Genomic DNA, 22,983 nt, shown 5'->3' with positions numbered 1-22,983 from the left:
TTTCTGTTATACTTTGAAATAAAACGAAAAAGGCCTGTTTTCACAGGCCTATATATTTTATTTTCCTAATAGCTCTAACACCTGATTTTTCACATTCTCTCCTGTGAAACCAAACTTCTCATCAAGTACTCCTGCTGGTGCACTCCAGCCAAAATGATCTAAACCAAATACTTTTCCTTTTGGACCTACCAAGCCTTCCAAGTTAGCTGGCAAGCCTGCAGTTAAACCAAAAACTGGTTTATCAGTTGGAATAACACTTACTTGGTAAGCTTCATCTTGAGTCCTAAACAATCCTTCAGAGATAACTGAAACGATATTAGATTTGATACCCTCAGACTCTAACAATTCTGCTCCAGCAACTAGAGTAGAAACCTCAGAACCATTTGCTACAAGAATCACATCTGGATTCTCAACAGACTTTACTATATATCCTCCCCTCTCAGCTTTAAGCGCATCTTCATATCTACTCCCCTCAGAAGGCAGATCCTTAATACCTTGTCTCGAAAGAATCAAACCTGTAGATACTTCTGTATTCTCAAGAGCCATTTTCCAAGCAACAGTTGCTTCATTTGCATCTGCAGGTCTTAGAGCTAAAAAGCTGTTTTTACCACTATGGTTTTTCACCTTCTCCATTAATCGAATTTGAGCCTCTTGCTCGATTGGCTGGTGAGTTGGTCCATCCTCTCCTACTCTGAAGGCGTCGTGAGTCCAAACATACTTCACGGCTAGTTCTTGAATGGCTCCCAGTCTTATAGCTGGCTTCATATAGTCAGAAAACACAAAGAAAGTTCCTACCACAGGGATAACTCCCCCATGTAATGCCATACCATTCGCAATGGCAGCCATAGTCAACTCAGCAACACCCGCTTGAAGGAATGCTCCTCCAAAATCGTCTTTTTGAATAGACCTTGTTTTCTTCAAAAACCCGTCTGTCTTATCTGAATTAGACAAATCTGCTGAAGAAACAATCATATTTTCTACTTTGTCAGCTAAGTAACCAAGTACAGCAGAGCCAGCAGCTCTAGTAGCAACACCTGCTTTTTGTTCTATCTCACTCCAATCGATTCCTTCCGGTAACTCACCTGTAAAAAACTGATCAAGCTTAGCTGCCAACTTAGGCTCAGACTTTCTCCACTTAGCTTCTACAGCCTGAGCTTTTTTAGCATTCAATCTCTTTTTCTCTATGACCGCAGCATATTTCTCTTTAACATCAGAGAAGATTTGGAATGGATCTTCAGGGTTAGCTCCTAAGTTTTCCAGCGTCTTAACATAGTCAGCACCTGTATTACCAATTGGCTGTCCATGAAGCTCGCAATGACCTTCAAACATCTCACCTTCAGCAGTTACACAGCCTTTACCCATGATCGTTTTACCAATAATCAAGGTTGGCTTTTCAGTCTCAGCATTCGCCTCATCTAGCGCTTTTCTAATTTCATCATGGTTATGCGCATCGATAGTAATCACTTTCCATCCCCATGCCTCATATTTCATGGCTGTATCTTCAGTAGTTACTTCATCTACCATCGTTGACAGCTGTACATCGTTGCTATCAAAGAACATGATAAAGTTACTTAGGCCTAAGTGACCTGCTATTCTACCTGCTCCTTGAGAAATTTCTTCTTGAATACCTCCATCAGAAATAAAACCATAGATTTTTTGATCCATCCAGTCACCAAACTTCGCTTGGAGGAATTTGGCAGCAATAGCAGCTCCTACTCCCATTACGTGCCCCTGTCCTAATGGGCCTGACGTGTTTTCAATTAATCTTTCGGGATCCACCTCTGGGTGACCTGGAGTTGGAGACTTCCACTGACGAAAGTTTGACAATTCTTCCATCGAAAATTTACCAAGCATACTATACTGAGCATACATCAATGAAGATAAGTGACCTGCATCCATGAAGAATCTATCTCTTGCATGCCAGTTTCCATTTTCAGGATCAAACCTCAAATACTCTGAATACAAAATATGCATGAAATCTGCTCCACCCATTGGCCCTCCGGGATGTCCTGATTTAGCCTTTTCTACCATTGCTACAGCTAGCGCTCTAATATTATCTGCTGCTTGTAAGTCTATTGTTTTCATCTGAAAGTGTTAATTTCTATTAGTCTCCGTGCTATTTTCTTTTTTACAATTAAAATCATTTCATATTCGGGAACTCATTTAACTGTTTTAAGCTTTAATTAAAAAATGCCTTGAAACTAGGTTTAACCTGTTCCAAGGCATATAGCGCGGCACAAAAGTATTGTAAATTCTATAATTTCAAAGCCGCAAACCAAAGTTTGATCATTACATTTTACAATTAAACTCTCTGTATGCCAAGACCTCAAGTGACTTTAACGATAATTATCGTTGCCCAATTTCTCTGTACCTCTATGTGGTTTGCTGGCAATGCCGTTACCAACCAATTAATTGAGTTAGGTCTGGACAGATCTATATCTTCACAACTAGCTTCTTTCGTTCAATTTGGATTTTTAGCAGGGACAATCATTTACGCCTATTTAGGAGCTTCTGATAAATATTCTCCTTCTAAAGTATTTATGATAAGTGCTATTCTTGGTGCTATTGTCAATGGTACCAGTGTGTTTGCCAATTACTTTTTCCCTACGCCTACATTATTAATATCAAGATTTTTTACTGGACTTTTTTTAGCAGGGATTTATCCTGTCGGTATGAAGATAGCAGCAGATCATTTTAGTGATAAATTGGGTAAGTCATTAGGCTGGTTGGTTGGTGCCTTAGTGATTGGTACAGCCTTACCACATTTGATTAGTGGTTGGTTGAATAACTTCCATTGGTCGATTACCATTCTTTCTACATCGGTACTGGCATTAATTGGAGGGCTAATAATTGGCACATTGGTTCCGGACGGAGAACACCGAACGATATCTGGAGCCTTTGAACCGAAAATGGTCTTTGAAGTTTTCAAAAATCGAGCTTTTAGAAAAGCAGCTTTTGGGTATTTTGGTCATATGTGGGAACTATACACTGTTTGGGCTTTGGTTCCTTTCCTTATAAAGTCAACAATCGTTGGATTATCAGAATCATCTACCTCATACCTTTCATTTGGATTGATTGCTTTCGGAGGTCTGGGTTGCGTTGTAGGAGGTTTGGCTTCATTCAAATTTGGGCCGCATAAAATTGCAATAATATCACTAGGTACTTCTTTGATATGTTGTTTTGGTTACTGCATCGGAGTTGGTGTACAAAATCAAATATTGACCATAACTGCTCTATTCTTCTGGTGTTTAAGTATCATTCCTGATTCTCCAATGTTTTCAACGTTGGTGGCCAAAAACGCTACTCCTGAATTCAAAGGCTCTGCTATTACAATTGTCAATGGTATCGGATTTGGCATTACAGTTTTAAGTATTTGGATTGTAAACTGGGCTTTGGTCAACTTTAGCACCCCTATTGCATTAAGTTTAATATCAATAGGCCCTCTAATTGGTTTGGTTGTTAATCGAAAATAATTCGTAATTAATCGATGTAAATCGTTAGTCATCCAACATAATTATCACTTGATCGAAAAAGCTATTCGTTAGCTATTCAGTTCCAGTAGCTTTCCGTAAAGAAAAGGTATGAACAACGGAAGCAAAATACTGTATCTAGATGATGAAGACACCAACTTATTCATCTTCAAGGAGCTTTTTAAAGGTCGATACAAGATTATAACTGCTGCTCAACCATCCCAAGCTTTTGAAATTCTCCACAATGATGAAATAGATATCATCATTTCAGATATGAGCATGCCAATAATGACTGGAGTAGAATTTATAGAAAAGGCCAAAACAGCCTTCCCTAATAAACACTATTATATACTCACAGCATATGATGTCAATGGGGAAATATCACAGGCGATAGAAAATGGTTTGATAAAACAATGTTTTCAAAAACCGATGAATGTAGAGGAGATTTCAAATGAAATCTCAAACGCTCTACAAACAACTTAATTTAATGCTCACTTAGCCATAATGAAAGTGATAGGAATTATCATTCTTACACTTACCGATTTACCTCTTTGTTTTCCAGGAACCCATGCTGGAGCATTTTCAATAATCTTTTGGGCTTCTTCGTCACATCCTCCTCCTATTCCTTTTACGACTTGAACCTCTCTTATTTCACCAGTCGAGCCTACTACAAACTGAACAAAAACGCGTCCTTCTATACCTTGTCTTGTTGCCATTCTAGGATAATTTAGATTATTGGCTACATACTTATAAAATTCCTTCATACCTCCTTTTGGAAAAGGCGCCTTTTCCACTATTTGAAATACTTCTTCAACCTCCTCTTGCTCTTCAATAGCAACCTCTTCAAAAACTATTTCTTCTATCGCTGTCTCTTCGGTAACCTCTACATCAAAATCAATATCAACTTCTTCTAAAATTACCTCATCTTTCACCTCTACTATAACTACTTGCTGTTGCACTTGAGGAGGTGGTGGTGGTGGTTGGTTGGTTAAAGGTATTTCGTATAGTTCATCAATTTCTTCAGCTTCTAGAAGTCCCAATGAAGTAACAGTTGCGTCATCATAGAATTTCCACTGAAAAGCCAAATTGACAAACAGTAATGAAAGAACTAAACCGATAGTAAAGAATAGAAATCTATTTACTCTTCCTCTTTCATTTTTTTCTTGCTTAATCTTCATTAAGTCATCTAAGTCAGACTTAAACAGAAGAAAAGACTTTTCTTGAGAAGTTGATATTACACTTTGCTTTCTGGTTTCGACATTATGTTCTCTTCTTTTATTAGAACCTTTATCAAGGCCGCTACTCCGAGATTTGTCTACATTATTCATGGCTATACTAGTTTTTTGATTTCCTAAAAAGACACCCTTTGTCTTTCTATTTTGGCAACAAGTAAAACATTTAGCGGTGATCAAATAATGATTATAAACATCTAAAGGAATGATCTTAGGCTCCAACTTTAAATAGAGACTTATAGCTATTCTGAACTAACTTTTCAGGTTTAAAAACACTAGGATGTTTGTTACCTAGAGCTTCACGAATGAGTTGATCAATCGACCTAATTTCTAGGTCTTATTTGATAACCGTTGAAATTTTTTAATCTGAAAACACGTTAAATTCGCGGTCAATACAGCAGAAATAGTAAAAGGGAAAGAAATTGGAGATTTACAAGAAATTTGCATTTGATTCGGCACATTTTTTACCAAATGTACCTGAGGGACACAAGTGTAAAAACATACATGGGCACACCTATCATCTAACGGTCTTTTTGGAAGGTGATTTAGTACCTGATCTGGAATGGGTAATGGATTTTAAAGATCTAAAAGATGTAGTTAAGCCATTAATTGATGAATTAGATCATAAACTCTTAAATGAAATAGAAGGACTGGAAAATCCTACAGCAGAGAGAATAGTAGTATGGATTTGGGATAGAATCAAGCCTAAACTTCCGCTTTTGAGCAAATTAGAATTAAACGAAACACCTACGTCTGGAGCAATATATAAAGGAGCATGAAGAAAGTAGAGAAACATGATATCGAAATAATGGCACCTGCAGGCTCTTATGAAAGCTTAATGGCAGCTATCAAAGGTGGTGCTAACTCGGTATATTTTGGAATAGAACAGCTCAATATGAGAGCTAAATCTTCTAATAATTTCACAATAGAAGATCTTAGGAAAATTGCTGAAATATGTAATGAAAATGGTCTTAAATCATACATTACTCTAAATACGATCCTATACGATCACGACATGAACCTAATGAGGTCTGTTGTAGATGCTGCGAAAGATAGTGGTATCTCTGCAATCATCGCTGCTGATCACTCAGTGATGAATTACGCTCGTAAAATTGGTTTCCCTATTCATATTTCCACTCAAGCTAACATTTCGAATATAGAAACGGTTGAGTTTTACTCTGCATATGCTGATGTGATGGTCATGGCTCGTGAACTAAGCTTGATGCAGGTCGCTGATATCACACGAGAAATCAAGAAAAGAGAAATCACTGGGCCGTCAGGTGAATTAGTAAGAGTAGAAGTATTTGCTCATGGGGCTCTTTGTATGGCGGTTTCAGGCAAATGTTATTTAAGTCTTCACTCTGATTTTTCAAGTGCCAACAGAGGGGCTTGTGTCCAAAACTGTAGAAGAGAATACACCGTCAAGGATGAACAAGGCAACGAACTAAAAATAGACAATGAATACATCATGAGTGCTGCAGACCTTTGCACGATTGACTTCATGGACAAGGTCGTGGAAGCTGGAGTCTCTGTATTCAAAATAGAAGGCCGAGGAAGGGCTGCTGATTATGTTTACACTACCACAAAGTGCTATAGAGATGCTGGAGACGCCATCCTAGTTGGTACATATGGCCAAGAAAAATTCGAGGACTGGAAAGCCGATCTTGAAAAAGTCTATAATCGAGGTTTTTGGGACGGATACTACTTAGGTAGAAAAATGGGGGAATGGAGCGATGCTCACGGCTCGAAAGCTACTACTAGAAAAATTTTCTTAGGACGGGGCGTTAAATATTTCAACAATATACAAGTCGGTGAATTTGCTATGGAAACTCACTCTCTTGATAAGGGTGATGAAATTATGATTACTGGCCCTACTACAGGCATCGTTAAATTAACTGTAGGTGAAATGAGAGTGGACAATTCCGTAGTGGATCAAGTAAAGAAAGGAGATAATTTCTCTCTCAAACTTGACGAGACTATCAGACCTTCGGATAAGCTTTATAAAATTGTTTCTGCCTGATGTTCAAAATCACCCATTATCGTGATAAATGCATAGGTTGTAATGCATGTGTAGAAGTAGCACCAGATCGCTGGAGAATTTCTAAAAAAGATGGTAAGTGTACGCTGGTAGGTGCAAAAGAGAAAAAAGGTATCTATCATGTGGATCTTCCAGAGCACGAAATGGAAGAGAACATTCAAGCTGCTAATAACTGTCCTGTAAAAATCATATTGATTAATGGAAGGAAACCTTAAATAACAAAGGCTGGATATCACCAGCCTTTGTTATTATACCTTAATCAATCAACGATTTATTCCATCTTCCTTTCTTAAAAACTTGTCTTCCTAGATCTCTACCTTGACGCAGTTTTTTCTGTTCGTCTTTAGGAAGCTTAAGTACATCCTGGCAATCAGTAGAGCAACATTGATCGTACTTCTTAGCACATTCTTCACACTGGATAAATAGCAGATGACATGCATCATTTTTACAATTGATGTGCGTATCACATGGTTTTCCGCATTGGTGACAGTTACTGATTACGTCATCAGAAATTCTTTCGCCTAGTCGTTCGTCAAATACAAAATTCTTCCCGATGAATTTATTCTCAAGCCCCTTTTCTTTCGCATCTTGAGCATATTTTATAATACCACCTTCTAGTTGGTAAACATTTTCAAAACCTTGGTGCTTAAAATAAGCACTTGCTTTTTCACACCTAATCCCACCCGTACAGTACATGACGATATTCTTATCCTTATCGTCTTTTATCATTTCCTCCGCCATCGGCAATGCATCTCTAAACGTGTCAGCATCTGGCAATAGCGCTCCTTTAAAATGTCCTACTTCACTTTCATAGTGATTCCGCATATCAATAACCACTGTATCTTCTTGATCAGTGATCTTATTGAAGGCCTCTACATCTAAATGAGTTCCACAGTCTGAAGGGTCAAAAGTAGAATCATCCAATCCGTCAGCGACTACTTTGTCCCTGACCTTTACTATTAACTTAATAAAGGATTTGCCATCATCATCTACAGCAATATTAAGCCTAACCTGATTCAAGAAATCAATAGCATACATAGCTTCCTTGAACTTATCAAAATTCTCTTCGGGGACACTTACCTGACCATTGATACCTTCATGAGCCACATAGACACGCCCCATAGTTCCGATAGCTTGAAAAGTGGCATAAAACTGATCCCTAAATTCACTAGGGTCTTCTATCTGATGATACTTGTAAAATGACAGAGTGACTCTCTGTTCATTGCTCTCATGCATTTCTTGCCTGAGAACATCTTTATTGACTTTGTTGTACAGTGGCATGCTATACTTTTTGGTTCAAATTATTCTCTGTATAAAACCGAAAGTCCTTTCGGTAACTGCAAAGATAAACTTCTCTTCAAACAATACAGAAAACCAATCACCAGTAACTACTTTAAATAAATGTTTTGACTTGTTTAACTTATATATTGAATCACTGAACCTTTTATTCTTGATTGCAGTATTCAATAACGTCATCTAACTATTTAAAAATGAAATATGTATTCGTCATTTACCTACTAACACTAACTGTTTTCACTAGTAATGCTCAATCTATAGTCGCTGACCAAAGCTATATCGAATTCAAAATCGGAAACATGGGTATGATGTCTGTAAGTGGAACGATTGAAGGAATGGTTGGAGAAGCAGTTTTCAACGAAGACAACCTAGCTTCCTCGTATTTCAATGTGGCTATTGATCCGTCAAGCATAGATACGGACAATAAAAAAAGAGATGAACACCTTCAGAATGAAGATTTTTTCAATGTTTCAAAATATTTGGAAATCGAATTTAAGTCAAAAAATATCTCCAAAGTCGATACTAAAAAGTATCTGGTAAAGGGAGAACTCACCATGGTCGGGGTTACTCAAAATGTTGAGATCCCTTTCACAGCCTCAGAGTCTGAGGACATAAAAACCTTGGAAGGAAAATTTGAAGTAAATAGATCAGACTACCAATTAGGAATGAAAGCTTATAGCGGTGGTTTCATGGTAGGTAAAACTGCTCAGGTATCTGTTAAATGTGTTTTAAAGTAGTACCCGAACATAGCAGCGGACTTTAAAGTGTAAACTTCTTTAAATCTAACTCGCAGCGCTCTCCTTCCAGAACTTCACCGTGAGTTTCGTCCATGATAATGGCTGAGACTTCTTTTACCTGCTTTCTAAACTCTTGTTTACCTTCTTTTCTCTTCATTGCTTCAATAAATAGTCTTACTTCATCTTTAGACTCTAATCTCAAAGCAGGAACTTGAGTAGGCTTATCGTCATCACCTTTTGCGACCATAGTCACGTAGCTAGTATTGGTATTCTTAAGCGTTCCTTCTTTCACATTCTCCGCTACTACATTGATCCCAACAACTAATGATGATCTACCTACATATACTACGGCTGCTTTCAAATGAACTAACTCCCCTACCTCTACTGGCTCCAAAAAGTCTACATTGTCAACAGATACAGTCACACAGTAGTTACCAGCATGCTTACTAGCACAGGCATATGCCACCTTATCTATCATGGATAGTAGAATTCCTCCATGAATTTTCCCTCCAAAATTGGCATATGAAGGGATCATTAATTCGGTAATAGTGGTTTTAGAAAAACTCACTGGTTTTGATGTGGGTGCGCTCATTATATTTGCTTTGATTCCAACTTCAAAACTAAATAAACCTACTCAATTTCAACATATGAGCTATTTTACTGACGAAGAATATAATTCTATTAATTCTCTTCCTTTCGGAGAATATGAAAGCTGTTCATTCAAAAACTGTAAACTATCCGACGTAGATCTCAAAGAATACAAATTCATAGCATGTGAATTCATTGACTGTGACCTTACAAACACCAAGGTGAGAAGCACGTCTTTTCAAGATGTAAGTTTTGACAATTGTAAACTCATTGGTGTTCAATTTTCCGAAGCTAAGGATATGGGACTAGAAGTGAACTATAAGAATTGCCTAATGGAATCTTGCTCCTTCATTAATAAGAATATTTCCAAGACAAAATTCATCGATTGTAATTTAAAGTCTGTGGATTTTTATGAAACCAATCTCTCTAGCTCACTATTTGACAACTGCAATCTAGAAGCAGCTCTTTTCGAAAACACTAACCTTTCTCTATGTGATCTCAGCACCTCCTTCAATTTCACTATTGACCCAAATCAAAACAACATCAAAAAGGCTAAGTTCTCTAGGGAAAACCTAGTAGGGTTAGTCGCTCATTTGGATGTTAAAATCATTTAATCATGGAACGGTGAACTACAGAAATTAATTCCCTAACTCTCTCGATCGATAATAAAACCCAAAGAGATACTCCATCCCATTTTAATCAGAGATCTTTCAATTAAACGGTATATTTTTCAAAAAAGAAGGAACCTATTATTTACTTATTCGTTTCTTGCAGGGTTAATTTGTTTCAACAAGTAATTAGAACAAAATGGGTTTAATAGATAATTTAAACTGGAGATATGCCACTAAGGCATTTGACCAAACTAAAAAGATTTCATCTGAACAACTGGATCAACTCAAAGAAGCAGTAAGACTATCAGCTTCTTCATATGGTCTTCAAGCATATAAGGTATTAATCATCGAAGATCAAGCTATCAAGGATCAATTAGTTCCTGCATCATGGGGTCAAAAACAAGTTGCTGATGCATCTCATGTCTTTGTTTTCTGTAATAATACCTCTGTAGGAGATACAGAAATAGATTCTTATCTGGATCTAAAGTCTAAAGTCAACAATATCCCTAGTGAAAACTTGAAAGGATATGGTGATTTCATGAAATCTAAAATCACTGAATTACCTGAAGACGTTTTAAATAATTGGACTGCTAGACAAACATACATCGCAGCTACCAACCTTATGTCAATGTGTGCTGAGCTAGAAGTAGACTCTTGTCCTATGGAAGGCTTTGACCCTGCGCAATACAATGAAATTTTAGGATTGAATGATAAAAACTTGAATGCAGTTGTAGTTGTTCCTGTAGGATATAGATCTGAAGAAGATGCAACACAGCATGCTGCAAAAGTAAGAAAGCCTGCTGAAGAGCTTTTTGAACTGATTTAAGACAACATTATCGTAATAATAGTAAAGCTCGGTCTAATGAAAGATCGAGCTTTTTTGTATCACACTCCACCTACTTTATACAAGCCTCAATCAAAATGATAAGCTCTGCAGCGATCCCCCAACTGTTTAGCGTAAAAATTATCTCCTTCTTCCGCTAAAGAGATTGATTTTAATGGTAACACCATCTCAAAATCTTAATCATGGAAAACCAGTCACTTAACCACCGTTTTTTTTTTAAACAACGGTATTAAAAACACCTCTAAGACAAACCTGGATGTACTTAGGGGGGGGTCAATTTTATAAAACGGATGAATCAGATAGCAAAGTATGGGCTGTGCACAGTACGTCTCTTGGCTACGATGTTATCCTCAAACACTTCCTTAGCTATGAAGATGTAGACGATTTCACTGTGAAGATTTTATATATGTAATTGCTGCTGGTCATGGAGATACTTATTCAATAGAAATTGATAATATGAACAAATTAAAGAGTTTTTACAATAACAACTTAAGTACGATTCAAAATACGATTCTTCTACTGATAAGTTTATGACAGAAAAGGCTGATATTTTAACCAAAAACGAGGGAGTCAATTACGAAAAATAAAATGAATTAGCTATGCTAATTTTACTAAAAAACTCTGATTTAATTCTAGCTAAACAGAGAGTATAATGACGAATGGAAAACAATTGAGAGAAAAAATGATAACGGAATCTTTATAAAATCGAAAATAACCGTCCCTATTGAAAGCTCTCCTAATAGCTCATCAGCCAGTTCTATGACATTTCACTATGACGATAGTGATCGCTCTCCAAGATAGTGGTAAAGCTATTGGAATATTAGTCAGCTCCTCACAGAATCAAAAACTAAAAAGCCGTTTTTAGCTTCCTCCACGGTGTAGGTAGGTTTTTACTGGTGACCAAAGAATATAAAAATTCCTTTGAGTCACCTATCAAAATATATTACTGAACTGTTTAAATACACTATTTTGTACAATTAATCTATGGATTCCATATAAATACTATGAAAGTGCAATATGTATTGAACTACAGCTCAAAAAAGCTTGTACTAAAAAATAGAGTCCTTAAATCAGATGCGTAAAGAATTTTGATAGAAAGAAGCGACCAAAAATTTTACTGTCTTAGGAGACGCGACGAATTTAAAGTTGTTATGTGTTTCCTATCAGCTAAAAAATGTGGTCTATTTCTTAGCTTTAGGGGCATAGCACTTAGCAACGTCATGATCTTGAAACAATAAGGAAAAGACTCGAGGATCTTGAAGCTAAAGCTTCCCAAGACAACCTCATACTAACATAGTCTCAACTTCAAGCACTAGAAAGTAGTAAACAGGAAAAAACACATGAGTATAAACTCTACCTAACTATCGAGTGACATAGATCACTCAAAACCAGAGCCAAAAATCCTCAAACAAATGGGATTTGTAAGCGCTTTAATCGAACAGTTCAACAGGAATTCTTTGGGGGTCAAATTCAGAAAGAAAACATATAAAACTATTTATGAATTGCAGCAAGATCTTGGTCTGTGGATGAAATAGTATAATAGCGAGCATACTCATTAAGGAAAGTTTTGCTTTGGAAAAACACCTATGAAAACCTTCACCGATTCAATAACAATTGCTCAAGAGAAGCTTATTGAGCAGAAAGAAATATATTTCATTCCTAACTACCTTTTGTTCTTCGAAGATAGCTTGGGAATGAAATATATTAGGGTAGCATAAAGAGTGTCGGATAACTCTTATTCATCAGATCAAGTTGTGGCTATTACACATTATGACTCATGGCCGTCAACTCAATAGTACTTTCATTATTTTTCTAGTTCCTTATTACTTGTCGAAACAGCAGCATAAGCTTCTTGATTCAATTATCAAGCGCGTTTTCTTTTTTTAGTCCCTAGAATGTACTCTTAAATTACGCCCCAGAATCTGCCAATTTCTTAGTATCTACATATTGCTGAAAAGCTTTAATTTTGCCCTCGCTATTCAGTGTCCAAAAATGTGCTGCTTGAGCACTATAGGCCTTTCCAGTTGCTCTTACTTTAGCTTCATAACGCAAGGTGGCTAGAACTTTATTGTCACTCATGTTGTGAAGTTGAATATCACTCAAATTAAAATACTCATGGTTAGCACCAAGACGCTCAAAAACACCATTTAAAATAGCATCTGGGCTCGTGTATGGATTACCATCTGCTAGAGAATTGCCCTCAGCTTCATTCCATTCAATATCAGGATGCATAGACCCGAGTACTGTAGGCATATCACCCGTTGCAAATGCGTTATACAGATTCTCAACAATCTGAAGGTTTTGTTTATTTTCCATAATTTTTGATTTTAATTAATTGATTCTATAAGTCCATGTGTGATATTTTCCTTTTGTCAATTTCTTAATGAAACATAACACACTCGCAAGACACAAAGCTTCATCATACATATAGGATACTATAAGCAATAGTTTTATAAACCGCCTACCCTCCTATTATGAGTAGTGATTAGATAGTTTAGTTCAGCTATGCCTTGTCTTGTTGGTACTATCAACTAAGCATTCGTGTGGTCAATACCCCTATGCCCAGTTGATAGCTGTGGCTTGATAATTAGCCTTGGTATTTATTACCTATTTTTTTTCATAGATAACTTCCCCTTTTCTAATAGTATAACTCACCTCTGAAAAATGTTCAGCACCTTGTCTGGGGTCTTTTTCTAGTAAAACCAGATTAGCTTCTTTGCCAACATGAACGGTACCTGATACATTTATATCTCCTAGTAACTCTTCTGGTTCGGTAGTAAGACTCTTTAAAATATCATGCGCAGATAAATTCGCTTTTTCCATCAATACAAATTCTTCGGCTGGGTTATAATCCGAAATGAATCCAGTATCCGTCCCAAAACAAATTTTACCATCCCTTGATTTAAAATCTTCAACTTGTCTAATTGCGATCTCTTCTAAATTGTCGATCGCTACTTCTGGTAAACCAACTCCTGTATATGCGATACGATGCAATTTGAGCGTAGGTATTAACTTAACATCTTTAGAAATCATATTCTCCAAAATCTCATCGCTCAGATCACCTGCATCAGGAACACTATGAGCAAGAAAATCAACACCTGCATTGACTGAAGTGACTAAGCCTTCTAAAGAATGAGGGTGAGATGAAACCAAACAGTTTTGGTTATGACTTTCCTCCACTGCAGCTTTTGCAATATCTTCGGGTATTACCATAACTAAGGACTGATCTATGAAAGTTCCCACATAGAGTTTTATATGTTGAGCTCCTGCTGAAATCTCGGTCTTTACTTTATTCTTAGCATCACTAATAGAGGTAATTTGAGGTAACTGTTCTTCAATATAAGAAGGGCTAGCTCCTTCTGCAGTAAAACCTGATCCAGCGGATAAAATCCTAGGCCCTTTTAATTCACCTGTTTCTATCCTTCTCTTTATGACCAAGGTATTTTTTATGTTAGACCCTAAATCAAGAACTGAAGTAAAACCATATTGATTAAACATTTTATCGAGTGACTCCTGTAGTTTTTCTACTTGAATTGTATCAGCACCTTGCCATTGAGGTTCTGTTAAATGTACATGACAATTCCAAAAACCAGCTGATGCATAAGCCCCTTGAGCATCAATGACTTTTTGAGCTTCAGGCTCTTCACTCCCTACATCTAGGATAGCGGTAATTTTCCCATCTTTAATCGCAATACTTGCATTATTTACAACAGATGTCTCTGGATCAGGAAATAAATTAATATTCTTAATTAATAAATCAATTTTATCCTGAGAATCAAGAGCTAATTCATTTCTATTACAGGATGATATTAATAATGATAGGATTAGGATAGCTAAGCATTTATTTAAATGTGCCATATCTACTTTTGTTTTTATATTATCATTTAATTGTGATCAATCAACTTCGATGATTAACGCTTAGAAAACGTGTTAACCTTTCGCATTTCACATAACGCTGCCTTATCTATCGTTTGTAACGGACTTTCCACTCCGCATGGAATACCTTTAACTCAGTTCACAGCATTTGCTGTACACAGCTTTATGTTTAGTTAAAAGAAATCCGATATTCTAATGGTGTCTGGTTGGTTTTGGACTTAAAAAACTTACTAAAAGACTGTGGATGCTCAAAACCAAGACTGTAAGCAATTTCGCTCACAGAAGACTCTGAGGCAGACAATTTCACTTTAGCCATTTCTATCAATTTATGATGAATGTGCTGTTGTGTATTTTGTCCTGTCAAACTTTTGAGCATGCTACTCAAGTAGTCTGGGGAGACATTCAGGTATTTGGCTATCTCATGAACAGAAGGTAAGCCCTTGTTGATCGCACTGTTCTCATCAAAATAATCATCCAAGTACTCTTCGAGCTTTTGCAGGATCTTATGATTGGAGATTTTTCGAGTCAAAAATTGACGCTTATAGAATCGCTCGGCATAGCTCAGTAATAGAACCAACTGATTCATAATGATCTGTTGACTGAACTGATCAATGTTAGTTTGATATTCTGCCTCTATGTTCTTTAGAATACTCAAAATCACTTGCTCTTCTTTTTCAGATAGAAACAAGGCCTCCCGAACTGAATACTTGAAGAAGGGATACTTTTGAATATCTCTTGCTAATGATGTTCCAAAGAAAAAATCTGGATGTATAGCTAAAATCCACCCTGAAGGAGGATTCGTTATAGTATTTGATTCTAAAAGCTGGACAGAAATAAGCTGATCAGGAGAAAAAAAAGTCATGACCCCCTCATCAAAATCATAGGACTGCTGACCGTAACGATACTTACCAATGACATTCCGTTTCAAAGAGATGGAATAGTATGATTGAATCCACTTAAGCTCATTGGTCACTGAAGTCTGCTTTACCAAACTGTAATCAATTAGGCTAATCAATGGATGTTCGGGTGAAGGGATCTCATTGAATCTATGTAGGTCACTTATAGTCTCTAGACGAACTGTATTAATAGGAGTCATAATGATAAGCTAATCAACTAACTTAAAAAATAATGGTATCTCTCTATACTAAACCACCACTATTTATAAAAGTGAATTTAAACACCAACCTTTAGCATACCTTCCATACCAAAAGCAGTATAAATTCCCTCGGTCATTTGAGCATACTGATTGTTATAGGAGTCAATAGCATCTCCCATTCCCATTTTATCTACCGTCGTTCTCATCGGACGACTACCAACTGGTGTATTGATTAGATTAACAATAGCATCGGCTACATTCTGTGGATTCTGTTCTGGATTATTTGCCATAGCACCCTCAAAACTTTCAAATGCTTGCTGTGGGGCATTTACCATATCTCCGTAACTTTCATTTTCTGAAGTATCAGAAGGCTTCATTAACCCTTGAAAGAACCCAGTTGGATATCCTCCAGGCTCCACAAGACACGAGTCAATTCCAAAACCTGACAACTCCACGCGATAATTTTCTACCATGGCTTCTAGTGCCCATTTTGATGCATTGTACGGTCCGTAGAATGGAAACACAATTCTTCCTAAAAGACTTGAGATATGAATCAATAAACCAGAGCCTTGTTTTCTTAAGTGAGGAAGGACTGCTCTAGTCACACGCTGTACACCAAATACGTTTACATCAAAAATACGCTGAAAGTCATCAGCAGTGTATTGTTCCTGGATTCCCAAAGAGCCAATACCTGCATTATTAATTACAATATCTAGTCCTCCAATTAACTCAATCCCTTCTGCAACTCCTTTCTGAACGCTTTCATCGTCTATCACATCCAGATTCACTACTTTAGCGCCTGCGGCGGTTAGTTCTTCTGCCACGGACTTGTTTTTTGATTCCATATTTCGAACCGTAGCTACTACACTATGCCCCTCTTTTAAGAGAGTTTTTACTGTTAAGATTCCAAAGCCTCCATTGGCTCCTGTTATTAATACTTTTGACATTTTTTTTCTTTTTGAATAACACAAAATAACAATTAAGAAAATATTTTCAATTAGCCAATTCCGAGGAGATTGTAACCAATTCCATGAAATAAGTGACTTTAGTAGTATAGGAGATTGACCTTCTTCAAAAAGAAAAGGTCAATATTTATGAGTTAACTCATCTAAGAACACACTAGTTCAAAAAACCATTCTCCAATGTTTATCTAATTGATAATAAAAAATTAAAGAGTATGTAGTAACGTAGTCGAGGAAAAAACAAAGAAGTCAATCAGTCACTCAAGACAAACCACAGTAAACGACCACTACCTGAGGGGTGGCTTTCTTGTTGCTTAACTATTTTAGCCTTCTAATTTACAGACTTGACTTCTTTGCTACTTTCTTTCTTGACCAAAGAAGTAGAGAAACCTTTTATTTATTGGAGCAAGGGTGAGTTTCTCAGCAAGCCCTACCCCTATTACTATCTCAGTCTCTCAAATAACCTAGTCCATGGTAAATGTAAAAAGTCACCTTTGACATACGGACTAACATCCTGACTCAAGTGATTAAAACGCTCACTGGACCAATACAAAAACTAGTCACATCGAAAGAGATAAGCATCGGAGTAAATGAAGCTTCCTGATCAAAGATTACTCAAAGGGTACTAGATGTCTTCAAGATGATAATAAACACGTGACTCAATCCAAGAGTCGGGGAAGTAAACCCAATAGGCTATCGTACTGCGATTAAGGTCAAGTGATTGGTGATCGATCTGAGGCATTGTATTATGAATAGCCAGCTGTTCAACTTGTGATCATTAATCAAACTCTTAACTTCAATAACAGTCAGACTAATGATCATAACTTAAATAGTAATATTCATAATAGACATGCTGACTACCATAATGTACTTATCAATAACAATAATGTAAATCTTAATTTTCATAATAAAGATTTACATTATCATAATACATTTACTAAAGTTCACAACATACTTCTCAACTACCACAAGTCAAATCTCCACCCCAAAAATCTGAATCCGCTAGAGCATAATACGATTTGTTTCATTGCTAAAGCTCTACAGCCACGCTACGGCACAAGAGGAGGCTATCAAAGCGTTGTTTTAACATGCTGACTGCTCATAGACAGATAGCGGGGACTCCTGAGCTAAATACGAAGTCCAATGAATGGTCTAATTTGGTAAACAGCTACTTATAATTTTTAGCTAAAAAATGTATGTATCAGGGTTTAAAAAGTTTCAACCCGCTTTATGTATTAGAAAATTAATTGCGAGTCTAAACAACTTCAAATCAGTCGTTTCACTAATTTTTGATCAATCTCCGTAGCAGTGCTACGCCTCTTTCTCAAAACATCCTGACTTATTGTTGTTTAAACTCTCCTTACAAAGTCCCAATACATCAACCGTATTAAATCTTAGATATTCTATAATTCTGTTTTACTCCAGCACTTTCAAAATGTAGTACATACAATCCTGAGGGCAAGAATGCCAAATTGATTTTAGCAGTTCCATTGTCGAAATCAGCGCTAAGAGAATATCCAAAGCTTCCATCTACAGAGGTAATGGAAATATTGTTTAAACCTGACTCGGTCACTCCTGCTACTTCTATGAAATCCTTAGTAGGGTTTGGAAACAGCTGAACTCCATCGAAGAGAAGTTCGTAATAAACACCTACAGGAGAGAACTCTTCACTTACTCCACTATAGTCTACTTGCTTAAGCTTATAATAGTATCTTCCTGAGCTAGAAGGTGAATCCTTATAAGAATACTCTTTCATTGTGCTTGACGTTCCAGCTCCATCTATCTCTGCCACCTGCACGTAATCAACTCCATTTGTAGATCGATACAAATAAAAATGTTCATTATCTAGTTCTGACGCTGTAGACCAATTGACTTCTACAGCATTACCTTCCTGACGAGCTGCAAATGCTATTAATTCTATAGGTAGGGTAACCGATCCTCCTGGAGTAGAAATTGTCGCTGTTCCAAAATTGTTAATTGAACCTGATACTGTTATTGCTCCTCCTCCATCAACTGTTACAGAACTTCCGTATTGATTATTTAGGTCACCTCCTATACTAAAAGTTGCATTATCTACTATTAAATCTCCATTAGTAACTGTAGTACCAGTAGGATCAATCCCATTATTAAAATCTCCAGTAATAGATACATTACTACCTCCATTTATTGTCATATCTGACAGGTAGTCAACATTCATATTTCCATCTACACTTAGGTTACTGCCTGTTATAGTTAAAACTGTCTCATTTTCTGTTTGAAAATCCCCATTAGAAAGAGTCAAATTAGAATTGGTTAAATTAAAAGTTCCCTGATAGTCAATCAAGAGATTACCATCCGAAACAGTAAGGCTTGAGTTTACGACACTGAGAGATGCAGCATTGGCTGATCTGAAATTACCTTGAACTACCGTAAAAGAAGCTCCATTTTCTAAAATCAATGTACTTTGATCCATACTAATCACAGCAGAAGAAGAAGTGTTATTCATTGAAGCAGTAACATTATCAAATGTCATTGAACTTAACTGACCCACGGAAACTCTTCCTCCTGTATTAAGAATACCTCCACCATCTATTTCTAATACCCCAGAATTATAACTACTAGACAATTCACCCGAAATCGTCAAAGTAACTCCTGGGTTGATAGTAAGCTTAGATGTGCTATTAAATGTAATATCACCAGTAACAGTGATATTGGATGAAATAGTACAGTCAGCTGTTAGAGAAATATTCCCTGTATAATCACCCGTAGGACACTGACTAAAAGACAAAAAAGGAGGTATAATTAGAATAAGGACTATGATAACTCTCATTACGTTGCTAATGTTAAGATGAATCAGTCCTTCTCATTCACATACAAAACGCGAAGCTAATTACTCGAATCCAGCTGAATAGTTACTTTTCGACGAAGTGGCTAAATAACAGGGTAAAACAAATAGTTTTCTTCGATAAACCGTAGGGTTTTAGCTTTCAAACTTCTCAAGGTCTCATTTGATAAGCTTTCGGCTGTACAAAAGCTCTTATACCTTGACTACTTAATGTTGAGCCTACTCCTGAGTTGCCTCTGCCCGACCAAGGTAAGTTTGGGCTTACACGGTCACAGCAGTTCCAATACACAGTACCTGTATTCATTTCAGAAAGAACCGCCTTTGCACGCTCTTCATCAGCAGAAAAAACAGCTGAAGTCAAACCATACGCTGTATCTTTCATCAGATCAATGGCTTCTTCATCTGAACTCACTTTTTGAATACCTATGATGGGACCGAAAGATTCTTCTTTCATGATTTTCATGTCATGATTTACACCTACTAGCACAACTGGTTCGTAAAAATAGCCTACACCTTCAAGGGCATTGCCTCCAGTCAATTTTTGAGCTCCTTTCTCCAACGCTTCATTTACCTGATTATCTAATATTTCGATCTGCTGTGGTCTAGTTATAGCACCGATGAAAGTGTCTTTATTTTTGGGATCCCCTATTTTATACCCCTTGACTTCTTTGACAAGTTCTTCGACAAATTCATCATATATTTTTTCATGGACATATATCCTTTCCACTGCACAGCAACTTTGACCATTATTGTAAAAAGCCCCTTCAGCGGCGTTGATGGCTGATTGCTTGATATCAGCTACATCATCCATGATATACAAAGGATCTTTACCTCCCAACTCCAGTTGAACTGGAACCATCTTAGGGGCTACCGTTTGGATAATATGCTTACCTGTAGCGTACGAACCTGTAAAAAAGTAACCGTCAAAGTCTAATTCTAGAATAGCTTGTCCTACCTCCTTACCCCCAATAGCTGTCATAAAAACATCTTTGGGTACTCCTGCTTGATGGAGGTACTTTTCAAACTCTAGCCCTGTTAAAGATGAGAATTCAGAAGGTTTATAGAGCACCGCATTACCTGCTACTAATGCATACAGAAAGACATTGTAACCAACATTGTATGGAAAGTTCCAAGCAGAGATATTAGCTACTACCCCCAGTGGCTCATACTGAATAGACTCTAACGTCTGACCTTCTTCCACTAGTTTTTCACTTGCCAACCATTTTTCGGCATTAGTCTGAAGGTGATCGATGCGATTATGTGCTCCGTTGATTTCGTTTCTGGATTGTTGAATTGGCTTTCCTGTCTCTGAGGTTAAAATATTAGCCAGCTCTTCTGTATTAGATTTGATTAATTCACCGAAACGAGTAATAATTTCTAACCTTTTTGAAACTCCTAATGCTTGCCAAGCTTTTTGGCCATTTCGAAGGGTTTGTAATCTTTCTGCTACTTTCGATGGAGTGTCTTCTGATAGTGTATTTATTTCCTGCTCAGTTGCGGGGTTAATAATGATCATTTCTGACAGTGTTTTAAAAATTCTTCTATAAGGATATCTGGGTTGATAATTTTTTCACCTAGTGTATGAGAAAACTCTGGATGCCATTGTACTCCAAAACATCTACCATCTGGTTGCCCTTTCACTCCAAAAGCTTCAATCAATCCATCAGGCGAAGTCGCCCAGACCTCAAGGTCATTAGCCAAGTCTTTGATTGCCTGATGATGAATACTATTGATATGAGGGCTTTCTACACCTGCATAAATATTGGAGAGGAAATTATCTTCTGTGAAAAATACAGGATGATGCTTTGAATCGTATTCCTCAGAAGAACGGTGATCTTCACTACCTTCACGCTGGGTCAAAGTATCCTGATAGAGCGTCCCTCCGAAGTAGACATTCATCAATTGGAAACCACGACATATTCCAAAAATTGGCTTATTGTTTTTGACAGCATAATCAATGATTTGTAACTCGTATTGATCACGTACACCATCTCCCAACCATCTACCTATTGGCTCTTCTCCATATGTCTCGGGTGCAATGTCTGCTCCGCCTTGAATAATAAACCCATCCATCTCTTGAAGTATATCGTCTAAGATACCATCTTCTACATCTGGGATCATGACAGGCAAAACACCCTTCCTAGCGACATAGCGAGCCATGTCATTTTCTACATAACTGAGTGTTTTAGGGCCAAAAACTGTCCGCTCAGGATTAGGATATTCAAAAGCCGCTGATATTCCTATCTTGATCACAGTGCGCTATTATATATTTTGATAAAATCAGCCTTAGTTGCAGGCTTAGGATTGGAAGGAAGACAGAAGTCTTGGACTGCCAAATCGGACAATGGCTCTACATGTTCTGGTTTTACATCTAACCCCGTCAATTTAGTCGGTAAAAACAGGTTTGTATTCAGTTCAAAAATATGATCTATGAACTTATCACCCGATCCATTGGGTAGTCCAAATGCGACAGCCATCTTTTCGAATTTATCTTCAAAGCCGTCGTAGTTATACTGAAGGCCATAAGGTAAGTTAACAGCATTCGCAATGCCATGATGAGTATCTAATAAACTAGATAACGGATGAGACAAACTATGGACAATTCCCAACCCTTTCTGAAACGCTACTGCTCCCATCAAAGAAGCTAAAAGCATCTTTGCCCTAGATTCTAAGGTAGCATCTTTAGTAGCTTGTTCGATAGACTGGCCTATCAAAGCTATTCCTTCAAGAGCTATTCCATCGCACATTGGATGAAATCCTTTCGATAAATAAGCTTCTATATTATGAGTCAATGCGTCCATACCAGTCGCAGCTGTCACAAAAGCAGGTAGATTCATCGTCAACTCTGGATCTGCGAATACAATCTTTGCTAACAACTTAGGACTAAATAGAATTCTTTTCTTCTTAGACTCGTCCTCTGATATCACGGCTGATCGTCCGACCTCGCTACCCGTACCTGAAGTCGTCGGCACAGTAATGAAATGAGGAACTTCTTCTGTCACATATTTATCTCCTCCGATCAAATCATCATAATCAAACAAGTCTCGCTTATGATTTACTCTAAGTACAACTGCTCTTGACACGTCTAAAGCAGCTCCTCCACCGATACCGATAATACAATCACTCTTAGTCTCTTTGTAGGCCTCTCCCCCTTTAAGCACATCAGACTTGACAGGGTTTTTGCTAATCTCACAAAAAACGTCAGGCTTCAATCTTGCTAATTTTAGATCACTGACAATCTCCTTCAGAAAAGGTAATTCAGCCACTGTCGGGTCGGTAACAATCAAAGGACTGGACAAGTTATTATCCTTTAGATAGGCTGAAAGTTCTTTAATAACACCTGCTCCAAAGCGAATAGTTGTTGGAAAGTTGTACTGGTAAGTTTGAGAAAAGTTGATGATGCTCACGT

At 37.2% G+C, this 22,983-nt stretch carries 20 protein-coding genes; 8 read left to right on the top strand and 12 right to left on the bottom strand.

All coding sequences use genetic code 11. The features are described 5' to 3' along the window. Positions 1–57 precede the first annotated feature (57 nt). The gene (locus DKG80_RS01315) at positions 58–2,085 is read right to left on the bottom strand and encodes a transketolase family protein (protein WP_109829479.1); all 2,028 of its coding nucleotides are present in this window, start codon (positions 2,083–2,085) and stop codon (positions 58–60) included. A gap of 230 nt (positions 2,086–2,315) precedes the next feature. On the opposite strand from DKG80_RS01315, the gene DKG80_RS01310 reads away from it, so the two are divergent. Continuing rightward, positions 2,316–3,473: an MFS transporter gene (locus DKG80_RS01310; RefSeq protein WP_109829478.1), complete on the top strand. Its 1,158-nt coding sequence runs from the start codon at positions 2,316–2,318 to the stop codon at positions 3,471–3,473. Positions 3,474–3,581: 108 nt separating this feature from the next. Further along, positions 3,582–3,953, top strand: coding sequence for a response regulator (locus DKG80_RS01305; protein ID WP_109829477.1), 372 nt, complete (start codon positions 3,582–3,584; stop codon positions 3,951–3,953). An 8-nt stretch (positions 3,954–3,961) separates the two neighbouring features. On the opposite strand, the gene DKG80_RS01300 is transcribed toward DKG80_RS01305, so the two are convergent. Continuing rightward, positions 3,962–4,798, bottom strand: a complete 837-nt coding sequence (locus DKG80_RS01300; RefSeq protein ID WP_245906939.1) for an energy transducer TonB — start codon at positions 4,796–4,798, stop codon at positions 3,962–3,964. A gap of 326 nt (positions 4,799–5,124) precedes the next feature. On the opposite strand from DKG80_RS01300, the gene queD reads away from it, so the two are divergent. From queD to DKG80_RS01285, 3 genes are read left to right on the top strand one after another with little or no spacing between them, the layout of a single operon-like run. Continuing rightward, on the top strand, positions 5,125–5,481 hold the full coding sequence (queD, locus tag DKG80_RS01295; RefSeq protein ID WP_109829476.1) for a 6-carboxytetrahydropterin synthase QueD: 357 nt from the start codon (positions 5,125–5,127) through the stop codon (positions 5,479–5,481). Beyond that, on the top strand, positions 5,478–6,722 hold the full coding sequence (locus tag DKG80_RS01290) for a peptidase U32 family protein (RefSeq protein WP_109829475.1): 1,245 nt from the start codon (positions 5,478–5,480) through the stop codon (positions 6,720–6,722). Before queD ends, DKG80_RS01290 begins: the two co-directional genes overlap by 4 nt. Further along, complete coding sequence (locus DKG80_RS01285; RefSeq protein WP_109829474.1) at positions 6,722–6,955, top strand: ferredoxin; 234 nt, start codon at positions 6,722–6,724, stop codon at positions 6,953–6,955. Before DKG80_RS01290 ends, DKG80_RS01285 begins: the two co-directional genes overlap by 1 nt. A gap of 40 nt (positions 6,956–6,995) precedes the next feature. Here the strand turns inward: DKG80_RS01285 and trhO are convergent, their stop codons facing one another. Next, complete coding sequence (gene trhO, locus DKG80_RS01280) at positions 6,996–8,021, bottom strand: oxygen-dependent tRNA uridine(34) hydroxylase TrhO (protein ID WP_109829473.1); 1,026 nt, start codon at positions 8,019–8,021, stop codon at positions 6,996–6,998. A gap of 209 nt (positions 8,022–8,230) precedes the next feature. Between trhO and DKG80_RS01270 the strand changes: the two genes are divergently transcribed. Beyond that, complete coding sequence (locus tag DKG80_RS01270) at positions 8,231–8,773, top strand: YceI family protein (RefSeq protein WP_109829471.1); 543 nt, start codon at positions 8,231–8,233, stop codon at positions 8,771–8,773. Between the two features lie 22 nt (positions 8,774–8,795). Here the strand turns inward: DKG80_RS01270 and DKG80_RS01265 are convergent, their stop codons facing one another. Further along, on the bottom strand, positions 8,796–9,365 hold the full coding sequence (locus DKG80_RS01265) for an acyl-CoA thioesterase (RefSeq protein WP_109829470.1): 570 nt from the start codon (positions 9,363–9,365) through the stop codon (positions 8,796–8,798). A 55-nt stretch (positions 9,366–9,420) separates the two neighbouring features. On the opposite strand from DKG80_RS01265, the gene DKG80_RS01260 reads away from it, so the two are divergent. Next, positions 9,421–9,975: a pentapeptide repeat-containing protein gene (locus DKG80_RS01260; protein WP_162555611.1), complete on the top strand. Its 555-nt coding sequence runs from the start codon at positions 9,421–9,423 to the stop codon at positions 9,973–9,975. 193 nt (positions 9,976–10,168) lie between these two features. Continuing rightward, positions 10,169–10,798, top strand: coding sequence for an NAD(P)H-dependent oxidoreductase (locus DKG80_RS01255; protein ID WP_109829468.1), 630 nt, complete (start codon positions 10,169–10,171; stop codon positions 10,796–10,798). A gap of 1,926 nt (positions 10,799–12,724) precedes the next feature. Here the strand turns inward: DKG80_RS01255 and DKG80_RS01250 are convergent. The 8 genes from DKG80_RS01250 to DKG80_RS01215 form a co-directional block, all read right to left on the bottom strand. Further along, the gene (locus tag DKG80_RS01250; protein WP_109829467.1) at positions 12,725–13,132 is read right to left on the bottom strand and encodes a nuclear transport factor 2 family protein; all 408 of its coding nucleotides are present in this window, start codon (positions 13,130–13,132) and stop codon (positions 12,725–12,727) included. Between the two features lie 291 nt (positions 13,133–13,423). Continuing rightward, on the bottom strand, positions 13,424–14,674 hold the full coding sequence (locus DKG80_RS01245) for an amidohydrolase family protein (protein ID WP_109829466.1): 1,251 nt from the start codon (positions 14,672–14,674) through the stop codon (positions 13,424–13,426). A 187-nt stretch (positions 14,675–14,861) separates the two neighbouring features. Then, positions 14,862–15,788 carry a helix-turn-helix domain-containing protein gene (locus DKG80_RS01240; RefSeq protein ID WP_109829465.1) on the bottom strand — a complete coding sequence of 309 codons (927 nt, stop codon included), beginning with the start codon at positions 15,786–15,788 and terminating at the stop codon, positions 14,862–14,864. A gap of 77 nt (positions 15,789–15,865) precedes the next feature. Then, complete coding sequence (locus tag DKG80_RS01235; protein ID WP_109829464.1) at positions 15,866–16,735, bottom strand: SDR family oxidoreductase; 870 nt, start codon at positions 16,733–16,735, stop codon at positions 15,866–15,868. A gap of 1,402 nt (positions 16,736–18,137) precedes the next feature. Beyond that, positions 18,138–19,559 carry a T9SS type A sorting domain-containing protein gene (locus DKG80_RS01230; RefSeq protein WP_109829463.1) on the bottom strand — a complete coding sequence of 474 codons (1,422 nt, stop codon included), beginning with the start codon at positions 19,557–19,559 and terminating at the stop codon, positions 18,138–18,140. A 166-nt stretch (positions 19,560–19,725) separates the two neighbouring features. Then, positions 19,726–21,090 carry an aldehyde dehydrogenase family protein gene (locus DKG80_RS01225; protein WP_109829462.1) on the bottom strand — a complete coding sequence of 455 codons (1,365 nt, stop codon included), beginning with the start codon at positions 21,088–21,090 and terminating at the stop codon, positions 19,726–19,728. After that, positions 21,087–21,827, bottom strand: coding sequence for a gamma-glutamyl-gamma-aminobutyrate hydrolase family protein (locus DKG80_RS01220; RefSeq protein WP_109829461.1), 741 nt, complete (start codon positions 21,825–21,827; stop codon positions 21,087–21,089). Before DKG80_RS01220 ends, DKG80_RS01225 begins: the two co-directional genes overlap by 4 nt. Then, positions 21,824–22,981 (bottom strand): iron-containing alcohol dehydrogenase, encoded by a 1,158-nt coding sequence (locus DKG80_RS01215; RefSeq protein ID WP_245906938.1) that lies wholly within the window; start codon positions 22,979–22,981, stop codon positions 21,824–21,826. The genes DKG80_RS01220 and DKG80_RS01215 overlap by 4 nt, the downstream gene beginning before the upstream one ends. Between the last annotated feature and the right edge of the window lie 2 nt (positions 22,982–22,983).

The organism is Reichenbachiella versicolor (assembly GCF_003171675.1).
GTDB classification, from domain to species: Bacteria; Bacteroidota; Bacteroidia; order Cytophagales; family Cyclobacteriaceae; genus Reichenbachiella; species Reichenbachiella versicolor.
The sequence above is the reverse complement of the archived record's forward strand: the minus strand, read 5'-3'. Positions and strand labels throughout refer to the sequence as shown.